This is a genomic window from Serratia sp. KH_031 (assembly GCF_057839655.1).
Genome location: NZ_CM174496.1, coordinates 2,093,194 through 2,113,154 on the forward strand (window position 1 = coordinate 2,093,194; position 19,961 = coordinate 2,113,154).

12 protein-coding genes are annotated in these 19,961 nt (G+C 53.1%); 8 read left to right on the forward strand and 4 right to left on the reverse strand.

Annotated features, from left to right (window positions below):
• Positions 1-4: 4 nt before the first annotated feature.
• The 6 genes from AC3ISQ_RS09455 to AC3ISQ_RS09480 all read left to right on the forward strand — a co-directional run bounded on the left by AC3ISQ_RS09455 (position 5) and on the right by AC3ISQ_RS09480 (position 11,536).
• Positions 5-793 (forward strand): ABC transporter ATP-binding protein, encoded by a 789-nt coding sequence (locus AC3ISQ_RS09455; RefSeq protein WP_489352617.1) that lies wholly within the window; start codon positions 5-7, stop codon positions 791-793.
• Positions 793-4,911, forward strand: coding sequence for a nitrite reductase large subunit NirB (nirB, locus tag AC3ISQ_RS09460; RefSeq protein ID WP_489352619.1), 4,119 nt, complete (start codon positions 793-795; stop codon positions 4,909-4,911). The genes AC3ISQ_RS09455 and nirB overlap by 1 nt, the downstream gene beginning before the upstream one ends.
• On the forward strand, positions 4,908-7,571 hold the full coding sequence (locus AC3ISQ_RS09465; protein WP_489353201.1) for a nitrate reductase: 2,664 nt from the start codon (positions 4,908-4,910) through the stop codon (positions 7,569-7,571). The genes nirB and AC3ISQ_RS09465 overlap by 4 nt, the downstream gene beginning before the upstream one ends.
• 33 nt (positions 7,572-7,604) lie before the next feature.
• Complete coding sequence (locus AC3ISQ_RS09470) at positions 7,605-9,785, forward strand: DUF4401 domain-containing protein (protein ID WP_489352620.1); 2,181 nt, start codon at positions 7,605-7,607, stop codon at positions 9,783-9,785.
• Positions 9,775-10,308 carry a GDYXXLXY domain-containing protein gene (locus tag AC3ISQ_RS09475; protein WP_489352622.1) on the forward strand — a complete coding sequence of 178 codons (534 nt, stop codon included), beginning with the start codon at positions 9,775-9,777 and terminating at the stop codon, positions 10,306-10,308. The genes AC3ISQ_RS09470 and AC3ISQ_RS09475 overlap by 11 nt, the downstream gene beginning before the upstream one ends.
• 271 nt (positions 10,309-10,579) lie before the next feature.
• Positions 10,580-11,536, forward strand: a complete 957-nt coding sequence (locus tag AC3ISQ_RS09480; RefSeq protein ID WP_489352623.1) for an inverse autotransporter beta domain-containing protein — start codon at positions 10,580-10,582, stop codon at positions 11,534-11,536.
• Positions 11,537-11,541: 5 nt separating this feature from the next.
• Here AC3ISQ_RS09480 and narL read toward each other — a convergent pair whose 3' ends face one another.
• Entirely contained in the window at positions 11,542-12,192 is a 651-nt protein-coding gene (narL, locus tag AC3ISQ_RS09485; protein WP_489352625.1) for a two-component system response regulator NarL, read from the reverse strand.
• 41 nt (positions 12,193-12,233) lie between these two features.
• Positions 12,234-14,018: a nitrate/nitrite two-component system sensor histidine kinase NarX gene (gene narX / locus AC3ISQ_RS09490; protein ID WP_489352627.1), complete on the reverse strand. Its 1,785-nt coding sequence runs from the start codon at positions 14,016-14,018 to the stop codon at positions 12,234-12,236.
• 324 nt (positions 14,019-14,342) lie between these two features.
• Between narX and AC3ISQ_RS09495 the strand changes: the two genes are divergently transcribed.
• Complete coding sequence (locus AC3ISQ_RS09495; protein WP_489352628.1) at positions 14,343-15,740, forward strand: NarK family nitrate/nitrite MFS transporter; 1,398 nt, start codon at positions 14,343-14,345, stop codon at positions 15,738-15,740.
• A 67-nt stretch (positions 15,741-15,807) separates the two neighbouring features.
• On the opposite strand, the gene purB is transcribed toward AC3ISQ_RS09495, so the two are convergent.
• Together purB and hflD are read right to left on the reverse strand one after the other, a co-directional pair.
• Positions 15,808-17,178, reverse strand: a complete 1,371-nt coding sequence (gene purB / locus AC3ISQ_RS09500) for an adenylosuccinate lyase (protein ID WP_489352630.1) — start codon at positions 17,176-17,178, stop codon at positions 15,808-15,810.
• Positions 17,179-17,199: 21 nt separating this feature from the next.
• Positions 17,200-17,826, reverse strand: coding sequence for a high frequency lysogenization protein HflD (gene hflD, locus AC3ISQ_RS09505; RefSeq protein WP_489352631.1), 627 nt, complete (start codon positions 17,824-17,826; stop codon positions 17,200-17,202).
• Positions 17,827-18,091: 265 nt separating this feature from the next.
• On the opposite strand from hflD, the gene kup reads away from it, so the two are divergent.
• A complete protein-coding gene (gene kup / locus AC3ISQ_RS09510) occupies positions 18,092-19,960 on the forward strand; it encodes a low affinity potassium transporter Kup (protein ID WP_489352633.1) in 1,869 nt (622 codons plus the stop codon).
• The last annotated feature ends 1 nt before the right edge of the window (position 19,961 follow it).

Genomic DNA, 19,961 nt, shown 5'->3' on the forward strand with positions numbered 1-19,961 from the left:
AGCGATGAAACCGATTATCCAAGTGCAAAACGTCAGTCAGCGCTTTAACACCCCACAAGGTGAATTTATCGCGCTAGATGAAGTGAGCTTCGACATTCAAGCGGGGGAAACCGTCAGCCTGATTGGGCACTCCGGCTGTGGTAAATCCACCTTATTGAACCTGATCGCTGGCCTGACGTTACCGAGTGACGGTGTTTTGCTGTGTGACAACCAACAGATTACCGAACCAGGCCCCGAGCGGGCGGTGGTGTTCCAGAACCATTCGTTATTGCCGTGGCTAACCACCTTTGAAAACGTGGCGTTAGCGGTGCGGCAGGTGTTTCGCCAGCAAATGAACAAAGCCGAAATGCGTGAATGGATCGAGCACAATTTGGCGTTGGTGCATATGAGCCACGCGTTGGATAAACACCCGCATGAAATCTCCGGCGGTATGAAACAGCGGGTGGGCATTGCGCGCGCGTTGGCGATGAAACCGAAGGTGCTGCTGATGGATGAACCCTTTGGCGCATTGGATGCGTTAACGCGCGCTCATCTACAAGACGCGGTGATGGAGATCCAACAACGGTTGCACACCACTATCGTGTTGATCACCCACGACGTGGACGAGGCGGTATTGCTTTCTGATCGCGTGATGATGATGACCAACGGCCCGGCGGCGACGGTCGGGGAAATTCTGACGGTGGAGTTACCGCGCCCTCGTTCGCGGGTGGCGTTGACGGATTCCCCGGCTTATCACCATTACCGTCAGCAGGTGTTGCAATTTCTGTATGAAAAACATGCCAAGGCCGCCTGATGGAAAAACAACGCTTAGTGGTGGTGGGCAACGGTATGGCGGGCATGCGGCTGGTGGAAACCCTGTGCCAGTTAGCGCCGCAGCGCTACGCCATTACAGTCATCGGTGAAGAGCCACGCGGTAACTACAACCGCATTCTGCTGTCGCCGGTGTTGGCGGGGGAAAAGGCTTTTGTCGACACCGTGCTGCACGACGTGGGTTGGTATGTCGACAATGGCGTGACACTACTCGCCGGTGAAGCGGCCCTGGCTGTCGATCGGCAGCAAAAAAAGGTGATGACCTCCCAATGCTGCGTGGCTTACGACCTTTTGGTGATCGCCACCGGCTCTCGTCCGTTAATGCCTACATTGCCGGGAATGGGACTGCGCGGTATTTACGGTTTTCGCACTCTGGATGATGTGCAGGGAATGTTGAGTTATTGCCGTCCCGCCGCTCGCGCGTTAGTGGTCGGTGGCGGGGTGTTGGGGATTGAGGCTGCTGCTGCTTTGACGGCTCGCGGGATGCCGGTGACGGTGATTCACCGGGGTCATCACCTGATGGAGCGGCAGTTGGATGCGCTGGCAAGTGAGCTGTTACAACGTAACCTACAAACCAGAGGTATCGATATTCGCCTGAACTGTCAGGTGAGTGCATTTCACGGCCAGCACCAACTTGAAGCCGCCACGCTAAGCGATGGCTCGACGTTAACCTGCTGTCTGGCGGTGATCGCCGCCGGTGTTCAACCTTCCGCCCAACTGGCTCAAGATGCTGGGCTGAATTGCGATCGCGGCATCTTGATTAATGACTATTTGCAAACCAGTGACCCCGCCATTTTCGCCATTGGTGAATGTGCGCAATGGCAAGACATCACATTGGGCTTGGTCGCCCCTTGCTGGCAACAAGCGGAATTACTGGCGCAACAACTGACCGGAGCCGCTTCCGTCGCCTATCAACCGGCATTGCTACATACCCGGCTAAAAGTCAGCGGTATTGAAATGTTTAGCGCTGGGATGATCGAGCCGGACGCACAAAGCGAAATTTATCGTGCCGAAGATCCGCTGCGACAGCACTACCGCCGTCTGTTGGTACGTAACGGCATTCTCAGTGGGGTGCTGCTGTATGGCGATGCACACGACAGTCATTTCTACCTGCCACTTTTAGGGCAACCCATCGACCAGCCCACAACGCTGTTGTTTGGCAGCAACCTAGCTGCAACACCTGCGAAATTTAGCGAGAGGAATCCCAAGATGCATAAACCTGTATTAGTGGTTGTCGGTCACGGCATGGTGGGGCATCACCTGTTGGAACAACTGGTCGCGCGGGAATTGCACCAGCAGTATCAGATTATCGTGTTTGGTGAGGAATCGGTGCCAGCCTATGATCGCGTGCATCTGTCGGAGTTTTTCTCGGGGCGCGATGCCGAATCACTATCGATGGTGGAGCCGAATTTCTTCGAAACCAGCGGTATTGAGCTGCGTTTGGGGCAACAGGTTTGCGCTATTGATCGGCAGCGTAAATGCGTGATTGACGCCAACGGGCGCGAAACCGTCTATGACCAACTGGTGCTGGCGACTGGCTCTTATCCGTTTGTCCCACCGATCCCAGGTAACGATCGTCCGGGCTGTTTGGTTTATCGCACCTTGGACGATCTGGTGGCGATTGCCGAATGCGCTAAAAATGCCAAAGTGGGCGTGGTGGTCGGTGGCGGCTTGCTGGGACTAGAGGCGGCGAACGCGCTGAAACAGTTGGGGCTACAAACGCATGTGGTTGAATTTGCCCCACGCTTGATGGGCGTGCAGTTGGATGAGGGCGGCGCGGCGATGCTGCGGCGGAAAATCGAAGCCCTTGGCGTTCGCGTTCATACCGGTAAAGAAACCAAGGCGATTATTGCTGGGGAGTTACATTGTCACGCCATGAGTTTTGCCGACGGTGAACAATTAGAAGCAGATTTGATTCTGTTTTCTGCTGGTATTCGCCCGCGTGATCAATTAGCGCGAGCGGCGGAACTGGAGGTCGGGGCACGCGGAGGCATTGTGATCGACGATCAGTGCCGAACCAGCGATGCCGATATTTACGCCATCGGCGAATGCGCGTTGTGGAACGGACAGATTTTTGGTTTGGTGGCACCGGGCTACCAGATGGCGCGTACCTTAGCCGATCTATTAGCGGGTAAAGATAACGCTTTTCGCGGCGCAGACATGAGCACCAAGCTGAAATTGTTGGGCGTCGAAGTGGCATCGATTGGCGATGCGCATGGGCGCACCAGCGATAGCCAGAGCTATAGCTGGGTGGATGGCCCGGCCGAAGTGTATAAAAAACTGGTGGTTTCCGGCGATGGTAAGCGGTTGTTGGGTGCCGTTCTGGTGGGTGATAGCAGCGAATACAGCACCTTATTACAGATGATGCTTAACGACATGCCGCTGCCCAGTGCACCAGAAAGCCTGATTTTACCCGCCAGCGCGGGCGCAGCGCCAAAGGCATTGGGCGTTTCGGCACTGCCAGCGACAGCGCAGATCTGTTCTTGCCATAACGTCAGCAAAGGCGACATCAGTTGCGCGGTGGACCAGGGCTGCGGCGATTTGGCGGCGGTGAAGAGTTGTACTAAGGCCGGAACTGGCTGCGGCGGTTGTGCGGCGCTGGTGAAACAGGTGCTGGAACACCAGTTGCAACAGCGCGGCGTCGAAGTGAAGAAAGACATTTGCGAGCATTTTGCTTATTCACGGCAGGAGTTGTATCACCTGGTGCGGGTTGGCAATATCCGCAGTTTCGATCAACTGTTGGAAAAACACGGACATGGCTATGGCTGCGAGGTTTGTAAGCCGTTGGTGGGTTCGATTTTGGCCTCCTGCTGGAATGAATACCTGCTGAAACCGCAGCACTTGCCCTTGCAGGATACCAACGATCGTTTCTTTGCCAATATCCAAAAAGACGGCACTTATTCGGTAGTGCCGCGCGTTCCTGCTGGGGAAATCACGCCGCAAGGGTTGATTGCTATCGGCCAGATCGCCCAGCGTTATCAACTGTATACCAAAATTACTGGTGGGCAGCGGGTGGATCTGTTCGGTGCGCGGCTAGAACAGTTACCCGAGATTTGGCAGCAACTGGTGGATGCCGGATTCGAAACCGGTCACGCCTATGGCAAATCGCTGCGCACGGTGAAATCTTGCGTCGGTTCGAGCTGGTGCCGCTACGGGGTACAGGATTCCACCTCGTTGGCGATTGAATTAGAAAATCGCTACAAAGGGCTGCGCTCGCCGCACAAAATCAAAATGGCGGTGTCTGGCTGCACTCGAGAGTGTGCCGAAGCGCAGAGCAAAGACGTTGGCGTTATCGCTACCGATAAAGGTTGGAACCTGTATTTGTGCGGTAATGGTGGGATGAAACCGCGCCATGCGGATTTGTTCGCCAGTGATCTGGATACCGCCAGCTTAATTCAAACCATCGATCGTTTCTTGATGTTCTACATCCGCACCGCCGATCGCCTGCAACGCACCAGCACTTGGATGGATAATCTGCAGGGCGGGCTGGAATATCTGCGCGAAGTGGTGTTGGAAGACAGTTTGGGCATTGCCGCTGAATTAGAAAGCGAAATGCAAACGGTGATCGCCAGCTACCAGTGTGAATGGCAAACCACGCTGGCCGATCCTGAGCGGCTGAAACTGTTCCGTTCCTTTGTGAACAGTGAGCAACCGGACGAGGCGATCGTCTGGCAGGCGGAGCGTGGGCAACGACGGCCGGCGAATCGACAAGAACGTGGGCAAGTGATTCAGGTTCAGCCTGCGCGGCTGCAATGGCAAGAGGTCTGCGCGCTAGAGGATATACCGAGCAATGCCGGTATTGCCGCACGGGTGGGCGAGCAGCAAGTTGCGCTGTTCCATCTGCCGGGCAACGGTGTTTATGCTTTGAGTCATCAGGAGCCGAACAGCGATGCCAACGTTCTCGCGCGTGGGTTATTGGGAGATGTGGCCGGTGAGCCGGTGGTGATTTCACCGCTGTACAAACAGCGTTTCCGTTTGCGCGATGGAGTGAGTCTCGACGACGATAATGTGCAGATCGCCGCTTGGCCGGTGAAGGTGGAGGCGGGGCGCGTGTGGGTGCATCCGCAACCGATCGCCCAACCTTTGGAGGCGGCATCGTGAGCGCGTCACAGGGTTCTTCACATCGCACCACCTGTCCCTACTGCGGCGTGGGTTGTGGCGTTGCCGTCGGTGAAGGGAACGCGATCAGCGGTGATGAACATCACCCTGCCAATCAAGGGCGTCTGTGCGTCAAAGGTAGCGCATTGGCGGAAACGCTCGGGCTTGAAGGGCGCTTGCTACACCCGCAGGTGGATGGCGCAACGGTGAGTTGGTCGCAGGCACTGGATCAGGTAGCGCAGCGCTTTAGCCAAATTATCGAACAGCACGGTGCGCAAGCGGTGGCGTTCTATGCCTCTGGGCAACTCCTGACCGAGGATTATTACGTCGCTAACAAACTGATGAAAGGATTTATCGGCGCGGCGAATATCGATACCAACTCACGGCTGTGCATGGCGTCGGCGGTGGTCGGTTATAAACGTGCTTTCGGCGCTGACGCGGTGCCTTGCTGCTATGAAGATCTCGATCATGCTGATGTGGTGATCCTTACCGGGTCTAATACTGCATGGGCGCATCCGGTGTTGTATCAGCGCTTGGTCAAGGCGCGTCAGCAGCGCCCAGCGATGAAAGTGGTAGTGATCGACCCGCGAGAAACTGCCACCTGTGACGCTGCCGATTTGCATCTACCGCTGCGCCCTGGCACGGATGCGGCGTTATTCAACGGCGCATTGCACTGGCTGGCGCAGCGCGGAGAATTAGATCTGACAAGCCTCCCACAATACGCTCAGGGCGTGGAGGAAACCTTAGCGGCTGCGGCGCAGTGGTCTGCGCAGCGGGTAGCGGATTTTTGCCAATTGCCATTGGAAAGCGTGTTGGCGTTTTTCACATTACTGACGCAAAGCCAAAACTGGTTAACGCTGTATTCGATGGGCATCAATCAATCCTCGAGCGGTGTGGATAAATGTAATGCCATCATCAATTTGCATCTGGCATCGGGGCGGATTGGCAAAGTGGGCTGCGGGCCGTTTTCGTTGACCGGTCAACCGAATGCGATGGGCGGACGTGAAGTGGGTGGCCTCGCCAACCAGTTGGCAGCGCATATGGGTTTTAGTGCCGAAGACACCGACCTAGTGCAGCGGTTTTGGCAATCGCCGCGCATCGCTCGCCAACCGGGGTTGAATGCGGTCGATTTGTTTCAAGCGATTGGCCGTGGGCAAATCAAAGCGGTGTGGATTATGGGCACCAATCCGGTGGTGTCACTGCCGGATGCGGATGCGGTACGACAGGCTCTGCGGCAGTGTCCGCTGGTGGTGGTTTCTGAAGTGATGGCCGCCACCGACACCGCAGAGTTGGCGCATATTCGTTTACCGGCACTGGCTTGGGGTGAGAAAGAGGGTAGCGTCACCAATTCGGAGCGCTGTATCTCGCGCCAACGGGCATTTCTACCCGCGCCGGGTGAGGCCAAAGCTGATTGGTGGATACTCAGTCAAGTGGCGCAACGCATGGGGTTTGCTGCGGCGTTCAGCTATCAACATCCGGCTGAGATTTTCAGCGAACACGCAGCGCTGTCTGGTTTTGAAAATCTGGACGTTGAAAATAAGAGCACGCGGGCGTTTGATATTAGCGGCTTGGCGAAAATGGGGCGGGAAGAGTGGTTGCAGATGCGCCCCATTCAGTGGCCGGTAAACGATCAACATCCGCAAGGTTGCCAGCGACTGTTTAGCGATCGGCACTTTTTCCATCCAGACGGTAAAGCACGTTTAGTGCCGATTACGCCGCGTTTGCCGCAAAACGCCGTCTCGGCGCAGTATCCGCTAGTGCTGAACACTGGGCGTATTCGCGATCAATGGCACACCATGACGCGTACTGGCAAAGCGGCGCGATTGATGCGCCATATCAGCGAACCCTTTTGTGAACTGAATCAGCAGGATGCCGATGAGTTGGGCATTTACGATAACGCCTTGGTGCGCTTGAGTTCGCCGCAAGGCTGGTTGTTGGCACGGGCGCAACTGAGCGTTGGGCAACGGCGTGGCAGCGTATTCGTGCCGATGCATTGGAACGAGCAATTCACCAGTCAAGGGCGGGTTGATAGTTTGATCCCTTCGGTAGTCGATGCACAATCTGGGCAGCCAGAAAGCAAACATGCGGCGGTTAACGTCAGCTATTGGCCGACGACATGGCAGGCGGAGATCTTTTTGCGTGGTGAGGCGGTCGCACCGAAGGGCATTTATTGGAGCCGTGTCACGCAACCAGGGCTCACACACCTCATCATGGCGGGTAAGCAACCCGTGACCGATTGGCTCAGTTGGCTACAACATCATTTCCCCCTCACCGATATCACGTTGCAAACCGCGCATTTAGCGCAGCAGGGCTTTCATGTGGTGGGTTGGCGAGAAGGGGAAGTTCAACTGGCGTTCTATGTGCGGCAACGGGATCTTATTCTGGATCGTCCGGCGATCCTCGCCGCCTTTGTGCAAGCGCCCGAGCACCCACGCCAGCGGTTGGCTTTGCTGGCTGGACAGGCTGCTACGGGGCAAAAAGCCAGTGGTGCGCTAATTTGTAGCTGTTTCGGTGTCGATGAGAATCGGATTATCGCGGCGATTCAGCAAGGTTGCGACAGTCCTCGTGCTTTAGGGAATAAATTGCAGTGTGGTACTCACTGCGGTTCCTGTGTGCCAGAATTAAAAAAACTAATCCAACAACAAAAAATCCATACGTTATAATGAGATGAATTACTCACCGGCAAGGAAGTCAGTATGGATAACCCCAAAATTCTCCCTTCTGGAGCGGCAGAGCACGTCTGCCTCTCTCTGAGTACGTTGAGCGAACCTCAACGCTTATCTCCTGCGGCTTATCAGCACATCCTTACTTTTTGCGGTATACGACCTACGCTGGCGGATTGGCGGTATTTTCTGGTGGCGACGCTGACCTTATTGGGGTTACTGGCGCTGGTGGTGGGTACGGTGTTTTTCATCGCTTGGAACTGGAATGCCCTGTCACCGTTGGTGAAGTTTACCTTGGTTGAAGGATTGATCCTGGCTTTAGCTATCGTGGTTTGGTGGCGTTGGTATGACCGCATAGCTCGTTGGGCGTTGTTGGCCGTCGGGTTAAGTTTTGGCGGGTTATTCGCCTTGTATGGTCAGGTTTATCAAACTGGTGCTGACAGTTGGGAACTGTTCCGCGCTTGGGCGTTGGTGCTGCTACCCTTGGCATTGATCGGGCGACAAAACGCGTTATGGCTATGCTTTTGGCTGATTGCCCATCTGGCTTTCCAACTCTATTACGTTAACCAAGCGTGGTTCGCTTTTGATGATGGTTTCGGCAACCACTTTCCTTGGCATGCCGATACCATTTTATACGGCTATTTTGCCATTCAGGCTGTGGTGTTGATCGTGCGTGAAACCTTGGCAGAGCGTGCCAGTAAAACCGCCCCTGAAAGCTGGTTAGCTAAACGTTGGCCGTCACGCGTAATTGCGGCTTATCTGCTATTGATGTTGACGCTATGGGTGTGCGAAGCCGTGCTGGAATGGCGTGGCGTCGATACCAATAACATGATGATTTTGACGTGGTTGGCGGTATTGCTGGTGGGCTATTATTACTATCGCTATCGTCGTCAGGATCTTTGCATGCTGACATTAGGCATTGCTAGCCTGATGGTGGTTGGTTGTGTGCATATCGTGCAATGGTTGGGGGATTTTGATGTTGGTAGCCTGTTTGCGATGGGCGGCTTGATGGCGATGTTGCTGGTGGGGGGCGGTGCGTTGCTGCTGCATTGGCGACGCCAGCTTTATCCACGGCAAGAGGTTGAAGTCTCTCAATCTGAAGTCGCTAGTTTATTGAAAAAACTGATTCAACATCAATTAATTAACGATGAGCAAATCGCTGAGCTGGAACAACGGGATCATTCCGATCATTTACCTTGGTATTTAAGCGCCGCTTTGGTGGCCGGTGGTTGGGTGGCGGCGCTGATTATTTTGCTGTTGCTAACACTTTTACTCTACGTTGCCGGGTTGCTGGATGATTTAACCGGCGGGGCGTTAATATTCTATTCGTTGATCCTCGCTGCAATTGCGCTGATGTTGTTGCGTGCAGCGAGTCTAGGCCGTCGCTCAACCGGTTTGGCATGGGCAATTGCGGCGACCTGCGGGTTCTATGTCGGCATCTATGCGCTAATGGATTTTCGTTCGGGTGATGATTTCGTCTATAGCTTGCTGTTCTTCCTGCCAGTGTTGGCGCTAATGGCGGTGGTAATGCCGGATCGTGTGTATCGCTTTATGGCGCTTAGCACGGTTGTTCTCCTGTTGGTTTTACCTTTGGCTTACCTTGCTAGCAAACATTTAACACGCGGTATCGCTATCGGCAGCATCACGCTATTAGTGGCTGGGTTATTGGGATTATGGTTATGGACGCTATCTCAACAAAATCGGCTAAGCGAACGTTTTACGCTAGCCAACGCCTTACGCTATAGCATTCCCACCGGGTTGGCTGGGCTGTGTTTGGTGAGTGTCGGTGCCTATTTCCTCGATGATATTTTCTGGCAAGGGCCGCATAGCGCTGACGTCTCTTTGATGCTCGGGGGCGGTATTGCTGCAGGCTTAATTATTGCGGCAGTGATTCAAACTTGCCGTGTCCATTCCCTCAACAATTGGGTGTATTTGCCTGCGGCCATTTTTTGTGGCGCAGTGGCGTTATTTTCACCCGGTATCGGCTTTGGCTTGGCGTTATTACTGATGGCTCGCCATCAGGGTAGCCGGCTGTTGTTGGCGTTGGCAGGGGGGTTTTTGCTGGTTTATCTCAACGCGTGGTATTACTTCCTCGGCGTGAGTTTGTTGTATAAGTCGCTACTGTTGTTCGCCAGCGGTGTGGTGTTACTAGGATTGGCAGTAACTGTACAGAAGCTATTGCCCGTGGGATATGGAGGGAACCATGCTAATTGAAAACAAACTTAAGTGGTTGGCGGGTGGCATTATTCTATTCGTGTTGATCGCGGTTAACGTATCGATTTTTCAAAAACAGCAACTGTTGAAAAATGGTGCGGTCGTGATTTTAGAGTTGGCGCCGGTTGATCCCCGTTCGTTGATGCAAGGGGATTATATGGCGCTCGATTATGCGTTAACGCGCACGCTTCAGCAGCAGTGGGCTCAGCAGAGTTTAGCTTGCCAGAATGAAAAGCGCGTTTGCCCTGCGTTACCCAGCACCGGGTTGATTGTTGTCGACCTGGATGCTAAACATCAGGCGTTGGGAGCCTCGCTCTGGCAAGACCAAGGGCTAAAACCATCACAAGTGATGATGAAATATCATTTTTCCGCCGGATCATTGCAGATTGGGACATCCAGTTACTTTTTCCAAGAAGGTCAGGGAGAACGTTTTGCCAACGCTCGCTATGGTGAGTTCCGTGTGGCTAAGGATGGAACGGCGTTGCTGACTCATTTGCTGGATGAACAGGGGCAGCGGATTTGACGTATACCGTCATACTTGAAGCTGCATCTTTGTTGGCTGCCAACTGAAACAGTTCGCAGAATTTATCGTTTTGTCGCTAGGTTGTGGTTGCTCAGATACAGCCGAAATGCATTCAGCTCTTTGTTTTCTATAAACATACTGTGGTGTTTTAGCCGTTTACCTAATCTGATTATGCTCGACGGTTATGTTGATGATGGCGTGATGACTTATAGTGCGCGAAATTTCATCAGTCGTTCTCAGGGATGAGGACGATATATAAAGAGCATGGGCAATGTCTTCTAAACCCCTCCATATTTTCCCTTGGTTATTGTGGTCTTCCTGCGCCGTTGCAGAACCTTTTGCATTACCAGAATTGGCGAGCCCGACCACTGACGAAGTGGCATTGGCAACGCAGCGTGAAACTCAATGGGCGCAAATGGCGAAACGGTTAGGCGAAAATAAGTTAACGCAACTCTCCAGCCAGCAACTGCGCACCCGTACGGAAGACTATGCCGTAGGGCAAGCGGTGGAACGGTTACAACAGCAAGCCCATGAACTCCTGTCGTTATTGGGAATCGCTCAACTCTCTTTGGCTGCTACCAGTAAAGGAGATTTTGCCGGTAGTCAGGGGCAATTGCTGAGTCCGTGGTGGGATAACCCAGGATTGCTAACCTACAGCCAAGGGAATTTTTTGCTGAAAACGGGGAGTTCTCTGATCAATCTGGGGCTGGGGCAGCGCTGGAGCCGAGGCGATTGGTTATTGGGTTACAACGCGGTGTGGGATAACGATATTGAAGCCCACTACCGCCGTGCCAGCATGGGCAGTGAGATGTGGGGCGATTATTTGCGTTTATCCGCTAATTACTACGTGCCGTTATCGACAACGGCGCAATCGACGACGGGGAATCGTCCCGCACGCGGCTACGATTTAACCACTCAATGTTATTTACCATTCTATCGGCAATTGAGCGCGTCGCTGCGCTATGAACACTATTCTCGTTATCAACCACAACCGAGTCGTATGCAGCTTAGCCTGAGCTACACCCCGATACCGTTATTGGCGTTAAAGACGCATCGAAGCGGAACGGGGAGCGACGCCCAGCGAAAATTCGAGTTAACGATCAGCTACCGTTTGGGCGTTCCGCTGATGAAGCAGATTTCACCGGCTTACGTGGCTGCCGCGAAATCGTTGCGTGGTAGCCGTTATGATGTGATTGAACGCAATGCGCGACCGGTTTTATACAAGTAGTGGCGTTAACCGTTTTTCCCCTGTAACACCCAAACTGCGGCTTCTACACGCGATTTCAGTTTCATCTTTTTCAGCAGGTGTTTGACGTGAACTTTCACCGTGCTTTCGGTGATGGTTAACTTACGTGCAATCAGTTTGTTCGGCAGCCCTTGAGCGATCAATTTGAGAATATCGCGCTCGCGCGGTGTGAGCTGCTGAATATCACGCTCAGCGCTGGGGCGGCTTTCACGCAGGCTAGCGGCCAAAATAGGCGTCAGGGTTTCACTGAGTACCATCTGCCCGGCGGCAGCTTGATGCAGCGCTTTGAGCAGATCTTCCGGCTCCATATCTTTCAGTAGATAGCCGTCGGCACCGCGTTTCAGCGCGTTGACCACGTCGTCTTCGTGATTCGACACGCTAAACACCACGATACGGCCAGAGAGCGCCGTCATACGCAGTTGATCGAGCGTTTCTAAGCCATTCATCCCCGGCATGTTCATGTCCAGCAGGATCAGATCGGGGTCATATTGTTCCGCCAGCGTCACCCCTTGTGCGCCGTTGCTCGCTTCGGCAATCACTTTTAAACAGGAGTCCATGCTGATCAATTGCTTAACGCCGTTACGCAACATGGGGTGATCGTCAATCAGCAAGATGGTGGAGGCTTCTTCAGTTGTCATAACTGTTCCTGTTAGTCGATGGCATGTTAATCAATGTTATATTAATCAATGATATAGTTGTCAGGGCGAAATACCACCCGGACTTCGGTTCCACCGCCATCGCGGGGGAGAAATTCGCAATCACCGTGCAGGCTGTTGGCGCGATCGCGCATGATAATCAGGCCATAGTGATCGGGGCGTTGGTTTTGTTCGGGCAACCCGCACCCGTCATCGCACACGCTAAGGGTGACTTCACCCTGTTGATTGGCCACGCGGATTGTGACCTGACTGGCCTTTGCATGTTGGTGGATATTGCTTAGCGCTTCGCGAGCAATCTGCAACAGATGAATGGCCTGATAAGCCGGTACGGTGCGCGGCCCTAATTGGTAATCCAGCTTGATGTTAATGCCGAGCCGTTGATTAAATTCTCGGACTGTCGATTGCAGTGCCGCCAGTAACCCTGGTTCGGTGAGTTGTAAGCGGAAGGTGGTGAGCAATTCACGCAATTGACGATAAGCGGTGTTCAGCTCTTCACGCATCTGTTGCACCAACACCAAACTCTCTGGCGGTAGGGCTTCACTTTGCATTTGCAGACAACTGGTCTGCATTTTCAAGCAGGAGAGCGATTGGGCGATCGAGTCATGCAGTTCGCGGGCGATGGCGGCACGTTCTTCCATCAACATCAGTTGTTGCTGATGATCGACCTGTCGCTCGATCGCCAGCACGCTGGTCAGTTGTTCAACCAAGGTATTCACTAACTGATGCTGTTCTTCGTTTAGCGGCTGTTGGGGGGCGTGTTGAGCCATCACTACGCCGTAGTTACCGAGCTTGTCGCTCAGGCTCCAACTTAACGATGGATGATCATTCTGCGCCGGTTGACTGTCATTCAAGCAGGCGCTACAGACCGGATTGCTACAATATTCGGGGCGTAGCGGTTGGTTGCCACTGAGTTGAAGAAATTGCTCCTGACTATTGTTTTCGTACAAACGGACTTGAATGTCACGCAGTGGCGTCAGGGTTTGTAGCTGATTGATAATCGGCGTCAGGCGGCTGCATATTGGCTCGCTGGTATGCAACTGGCGGGTGGTTTGATAGAGGAAACTCAACACTTGGTTTTTTTGCTGCAGGTCGGCGGTTTTCTCCGCCACCCGTTGCTCTAGCCCGGTGTAGATTGCCAATAATTCATCAGACATGGTATTCAATGCGCCACCTAAGGAGGCCATTTCATCCTGACGTCCGCGCAGGGCGAAGCGTTGGCTAAAATCGCCGTGTCCGACCGCTAGCGCCATGGCCACCAGTTGTCGCCACGGATGTAGCAAGCGGCGGCGCAGGTAGCAAATGGTGCCGACCAGCAGCAACAATGTTAGAGCGATAAACGCGCCTTGAACCAGCGTCACCAAAAACAATCGGCGTTCGGTTTGATGATCGATATCAGAGACCAGTTTATCCAGCAGGCTAACGAAGTGTGCAACTTGGGGCTCGGCATCGGCGGGGCGCTGTGCTTGGTGTAGTTGCGGTTTTAGTGTTTGCTGCCAATAGGCCCGTAGCACGTTAAATTGTGCGGTGAGGCCCTCTTGCTCCACGGATTGCTGTAAGTCGCGGCTATTCTCGTCCTGATCCAGTTCCTTCATCAGCAGTTCGCTGCGGGCGTTGAACGGTACCTGAGCCAGCAAACGGTAACTTTGCATGCGTAACGAACCGGCTTTGTTGATGGCATGGGCATTACCCTGAATGCTTTGTGACATCCAAGCAGAAATCCCCATCCCCCCGATACCTAATACCCCCAGCAGTAACATTAGCAGGGCGACCTGATTAACGATGGAAAGTGGAGCCAACAGGCGTTTCATAGGGCATGGATCTCTAAGGAGTTGAAACTCGGGGCTAACATCGGGCTTTGATGTTATTTTTCATCATCCCTAGCAATAACCCCATACCCACAAGGAAGTACTCATAAGTTTCCATCTGGACTATAAGGTTAATAGCAGTCTAGGTGCATGGCTTGTAACTTCATGATCAATAATCACTTTACTGACGTTATGTGACTACTCACTAAGGACAGAGTCAGTTTTCACCCCTTGGGACTACCTGCTGCGGCGTTGATTTGCATCAACTTTGAACCTTGAGCGGAGCAATAGGGTGAGCGCAATTATCACTGTGTTTCTGAGGTTTTTATGTCGCAACTTGCAACGCCGTCATCAAAGAAAACGGGTGCGGTTATTCAGGATTGGCAACCAGAGAATGCCGCTTTCTGGCAGCAAACGGGTCAGCACATTGCCAAACGTAACCTGTGGATTTCCATTCCTAGTCTGTTATTAGCCTTTTGCGTTTGGATGTTGTTCAGCGCCGTGGCTGTCAATCTGAACAAAGTGGGGTTTAATTTCACCACTGATCAACTGTTCTTACTTACCGCGCTGCCTTCAGTATCAGGGGCGATTTTGCGCGTGCCTTATTCGTTTGTGATCCCGATGTTTGGTGGCCGTCGTTGGACCGCCATCAGTACTTGTCTCCTGTTGGTTCCTTGCCTGTGGTTAGGGTTTGCGGTGCAAGACCCGACCACCTCCTTCAACGTGTTTATCGTTATCTCGTTGTTGTGCGGATTTGGTGGCGCTAACTTTGCCTCCAGCATGGCGAATATCAGCTTCTTCTTCCCGAAAGCCAAACAGGGCGGGGCGTTGGGGCTAAATGGGGGATTAGGGAATTTGGGCGTGAGCGTGATGCAGTTAGTTGCACCGCTGGCGGTCTCTTTTGCCATGTTCGGTATTTTTGGTGGTACGGCGCAAACGCAGGCGGAGGGGGGCCAACTGTGGTTGGAAAACGCCGCTTGGATTTGGGTGCCGTTTTTAGTGATTTTCTCTCTGGCGGCTTGGTTTGGTATGAACGACCTTTCTACCGCTAAGGCGTCTCTTAGCCAGCAATTGCCGGTATTGAAACGCGGCCACCTGTGGATTTTGAGCCTGTTGTACCTCGCGACCTTTGGTTCATTTATCGGTTTTTCTGCCGGTTTTGCCATGCTGGCAAAAACGCAGTTCCCAGACGTCGTGATCTTGCACTATGCCTTCTTCGGTCCACTCCTCGGCGCGTTGGCTCGCCCCGTTGGTGGTATGCTTTCCGACCGCTTTGGTGGCATACGTGTCACTTTAATCAACTTTGTGCTGATGGCGACCTTCGCCGCGCTGTTGTTCCTGACCTTACCGGGTGGTGCGCACCCTGGTTCATTTATGGCGTTTTATAGCGTGTTCATGGTGTTGTTCCTGACCGCAGGCTTAGGCAGTGGTTCGACTTTCCAGATGATCGCCGTGATTTTTCGCAAGATTACCGTTGATCGCGTCAAGTTAGAGGGGGGTAGCGATGAGATGGCGCAGCGTGAAGCCGTTACAGATTCTGCGGCAGCCTTGGGCTTTATCTCTGCGATTGGTGCTGTCGGTGGGTTCTTTATCCCTAAAGCTTTTGGCACCTCCTTGGCGCTGACTGGCTCACCGGCCGGAGCCATGAAGGTCTTCTTGGTGTTTTACCTGTTATGTGTGGTGATCACTTGGGTGGTGTACGGGCGGAAAAAGCTCAGTCAATAGGTTACGAATAGCTAGGGGGTTTGTTGGGGGCAATTTTTGCCCCCATTTCGGTCGTAAGCTGAAAGAATTACTTCAACTCATCAACCATCGTTGTCGCACGGCCAATATAGTTTGCTGGCGTCATCGCTTTCAGGCGTGTTTTCTCTTCTTCTGGCAAGGCCAAACCATCGATAAAGGCCTGCATTCCGGCGGCGTCAACACGCTTGCCGCGGGTCAATTCCTTCAGCTTCTCGTAAGGTTTTTCAATGCCATAACGACGCATCACGGTCTGAATCGGTTCTGCCAACACTTCCCAGTTGTGATCCAACTCATCCAGTAGGTGAGCCTGATTCACTTCCAGTTTGCTGATGCCTTTCATGGTGGATTGATAGGCGATCAACGCATAGCCCAAACCCACGCCCAAGTTACGCAGCACGGTGGAGTCGGTTAGGTCGCGCTGCCAGCGGGATACTGGCAGTTTGCTCGCCAAGTGCCCCAATACGGCGTTCGCCAAGCCCAGATTGCCTTCGGAGTTTTCGAAGTCGATCGGGTTAACTTTGTGCGGCATGGTGGAAGAACCAATCTCACCGGCGATGGTTTTTTGCTTGAAGTGGTTCAGGGCGATGTAACCCCAAATATCGCGGTCGAAGTCGATCAGGATGGTATTGAAACGTGCCACGCAGTCGAACAGTTCCGCAATGTAGTCGTGCGGCTCGATCTGAGTGGTGTACGGGTTCCAGTTGATCCCCAGCGAAGTCACGAATTGTTCGCTGAACTGGTGCCAGTCAACTTCTGGATAGGCGACGATGTGAGCGTTGTAGTTACCTACGGCGCCGTTGATCTTACCGAGGATTTCGACTTGCTCTAACTGACGGAACTGACGCTCCATCCGGTAAGCGACGTTAGCCAGCTCTTTACCGACGGTTGACGGCGTAGCGGGTTGGCCGTGGGTACGAGACAGCAAAGGAATATCGCGGTGTTCCTGTGCCAACGCTTTAATGGCATCGATAATTTTACGCCAGTACGGCAGCACCACATCTTGACGCGCAGTTTGCAGCATCAGTGCGTGCGACAGGTTGTTGATGTCTTCAGAAGTACAAGCGAAGTGGATGAACTCAGACACCGCATGCAGGGCAGGAACCGCCGCCACTTTTTCCTTCAGGAAATACTCCACTGCTTTCACGTCGTGGTTAGTGGTGCGTTCGATAGTCTTGATGCGCTGGGCGTCTTGCTCGCTAAACTCTGCGACGATCTGGTCGAGGTAAGCGTTTGCGTTGGCGTCAAAAGCGGGAACTTCCTTGATTTCTGCGCAGGCGGCCAATTTTTGCAGCCAGCGTACTTCAACCTGTACGCGGAATTTCAGCAAGCCGTACTCGCTGAAAATGGTGCGCAGTGCGCTGACTTTATCACCGTAGCGTCCATCAACGGGGGAAACGGCGGTCAGTGAGGATAATTCCATCGGTAGCAACTCCTGGGAAGATTAACAATGAGCAACGATTTTTTGCGCCTGCTTGAGCAGACGATTTCGGGAAAACATTAATTGCAGGCGGCTACCGCCAACCTGCTGCCACAACACGGCGGCGCGAATACCTGCCAGTAAAGTGGCACGAACTTTGGCTTGTACTTGGGGATTTTGCAAGATACTCGGTGAACCGGTGACTTGAATGCGCGGCCCTAAAGGCGCGACCACATCGACATAAATGCCTGCCAAGGCACTGATGATGGTGTCAGACTCCAATTCGAAATGCGCCAACTGGCGTTCTAATTGACCAAGACGTTCACCTAGCTGATTCATCGCTGGTTTATTGGCGTTCAGTTTGCGTTCTAGCACCATCAGGCTGATGGTGTAGCGGGTTAACTCGGCACCCGGCCCTTTGTTGTTGGCATTGAGTACGCCAAGCAGGGTTTCCAAACCGATTTTTAGGTTGCGTTCTTCACCGCCAAATACGGCCAGTGTGGATGGGGGATCGGTTTGTAGCAGGCTATTTAATAAGGTATGAAACGCTTCGCGATCGCATTGGCCATCGTGTGCCAATTGCTGCACTAACCGAGCCGACTGGCTGATCCCGGCCATTGCCAGAGTGATGTCGTAATAATTCTTCGCCACTATGGCTCCTGTATATGGATATGGTTTATGGCCGTCACAACGATGACAACGAATGTTACAGATCATGCCATAAAATCGGGGGCAAACCCAGTCTCTAATGTGTATGTTAGCCGGCTCTCATGTTACGTAGAATTATCTGTACAGATTTCCATCAACGATAAGCAATAGATAGAAACCCACTATCTTTCTGTTGGCACAGCGAAAATTATCTGGCGACGACTATACTGCCAACGAGGCTTTCTCTTTTATTTAATGAAGCAATGATATGCATATAAAAAACAAACAGTCTTTACCGGCGGTCACCGTGGCCGCCATTGGTGTGGTGTATGGGGATATCGGCACCAGTCCGTTATATACCTTGCGTGAGTGTTTGACCGGGGCGGAAGGGATAATCACGACACAGGCGTCAATTTTCGGGTTTTTATCCCTGATCTTTTGGTTGCTGGTGTTAGTCGTCTCCATCAAATATGTTTGCTTCGTGATGCGCGCCGATAACGATGGGGAAGGCGGCGTTTTGACTCTGATGTCATTAGCCATTCGTCACCTGAACCCGCGTTGGGTTCCGCTGATGGTGTTCTTTGGTTTGGTTGGCGGCAGTTTCTTCTACGGTGATGGTGTCATCACGCCAGCGATCTCGGTACTGTCGGCGATTGAAGGTTTGGAGATTGCCGCACCGCAATTGGATCGCTTTATTATTCCGTTGGCGATCATTGTGTTGACCGGGCTGTTTGTCATTCAAAAACATGGTACTGGCAGCGTGGGTAAGCTTTTCGCGCCCGTGATGGTGATTTGGTTCCTGACGCTAGCGTTGCTGGGGATCGGCGGGATTTTGCGTCATCCCGGCGTATTGCAGGCGATGAACCCCTATTGGGCGATGAATTTCTTTATGGAATATAAAGGAGTTTCGTTCTTTGCCTTGGGGATGGTGGTGCTGTCGGTCACCGGTGCCGAAGCCTTGTATGCGGATATGGGGCACTTTGGTAAAAAACCGATCCGCATTGCTTGGTTCTCGCTGGTGGGGCCAGCGTTGGTGCTGAACTACTTTGGTCAGGGCGCTTTATTACTGACCAATCCTGATGCGATTAAAAATCCATTCTTCCTGTTGGCTCCCGATTGGGCGCTGATCCCACTGTTGATTATTGCCACTCTGGCGACGGTAATCGCGTCGCAAGCGGTGATTTCCGGGGTGTTCTCCTTAACGCGTCAAGCGGTGCGGTTGGGGTATTTACCGCCGATGCGCATCGTTTATACCTCAGATGTGGAATCGGGGCAGATCTACATTCCGGTGGTTAACTGGTTGCTGTATATCGCGGTGCTGATTGTGATCATCAGCTTCAAACACTCCAGTAATTTGGCTTCGGCCTACGGTATTGTTGTGACCGGCACCATGATGTTGACCTCGATTCTGCTGTGTATCGTGGCGGTGAAAAACTGGGGCTGGAAACCTTACTGGGGGGCATTGATGTTGTTGGTACTGATGTCAATTGATATCCCGCTGTTTGGTGCAAACTTGATCAAACTGTTCTCCGGCGGCTGGTTACCGGTGGCGTTGGGGTTGACCATTTTGATGATTATGCTGACGTGGAAAACCGAACGTTCGCGTTTGTTACGTCGCCTGCGTGAAAGCCCGGAAGCGCTGGATGCACTGATCGACTCGCTGGAAAAATCGCCACCGCTGCGTGTACCGGGTACGGCGGTATTTATGTCCCGCGCACAATATGCATTACCGCTGGTATTACTGCATAACCTTAAACATAACAAAGTGTTGCATGAGCGAGTGGTGCTGCTGACTATTACTACCGCTGATGCCCCTTATGTACACAACGTGCAACGAGTGACCATTGAGCAACTCTCACCGAGTTTTTGGCGAGTGGTGGCGAGTTACGGTTGGCGCGAAACCCCTAACGTGAAGGATATTCTCTATCGCTGCGGGCTGGAAGGGCTGAACTGTGTGATGACCGAGACCTCGTTCTTTATGTCGCGAGATACGTTGGTCCTCGGCAAACGGCCGTGGTATTTGCTGGTGCGCGGTAAACTGTTCCAGATTTTACAGCGTAACTCGCTGCGAGCACCGGATCAGTTCCAGATCCCACCGAACCGGGTGGTGGAGTTGGGGGCTCAGGTCGAGTTTTAAA

Bases quoted from the DNA above. Each gene is read 5' to 3' on its own strand.
- purB (WP_489352630.1), bottom strand. From the start codon at position 17,178: ATGGAATTATCCTCACTGACCGCCGTTTCCCCCGTTGATGGACGCTAC.
- AC3ISQ_RS09455 (WP_489352617.1), top strand. From the start codon at position 5: ATGAAACCGATTATCCAAGTGCAAAACGTCAGTCAGCGCTTTAACACC.
- narL (WP_489352625.1), bottom strand. From the start codon at position 12,192: ATGACAACTGAAGAAGCCTCCACCATCTTGCTGATTGACGATCACCCC.
- AC3ISQ_RS09480 (WP_489352623.1), top strand. From the start codon at position 10,580: ATGTCTTCTAAACCCCTCCATATTTTCCCTTGGTTATTGTGGTCTTCC.
- AC3ISQ_RS09475 (WP_489352622.1), top strand. From the start codon at position 9,775: ATGCTAATTGAAAACAAACTTAAGTGGTTGGCGGGTGGCATTATTCTA.
- AC3ISQ_RS09495 (WP_489352628.1), top strand. From the start codon at position 14,343: ATGTCGCAACTTGCAACGCCGTCATCAAAGAAAACGGGTGCGGTTATT.
- nirB (WP_489352619.1), top strand. From the start codon at position 793: ATGGAAAAACAACGCTTAGTGGTGGTGGGCAACGGTATGGCGGGCATG.
- kup (WP_489352633.1), top strand. From the start codon at position 18,092: ATGCATATAAAAAACAAACAGTCTTTACCGGCGGTCACCGTGGCCGCC.
- narX (WP_489352627.1), bottom strand. From the start codon at position 14,018: ATGAAACGCCTGTTGGCTCCACTTTCCATCGTTAATCAGGTCGCCCTG.
- AC3ISQ_RS09470 (WP_489352620.1), top strand. From the start codon at position 7,605: ATGGATAACCCCAAAATTCTCCCTTCTGGAGCGGCAGAGCACGTCTGC.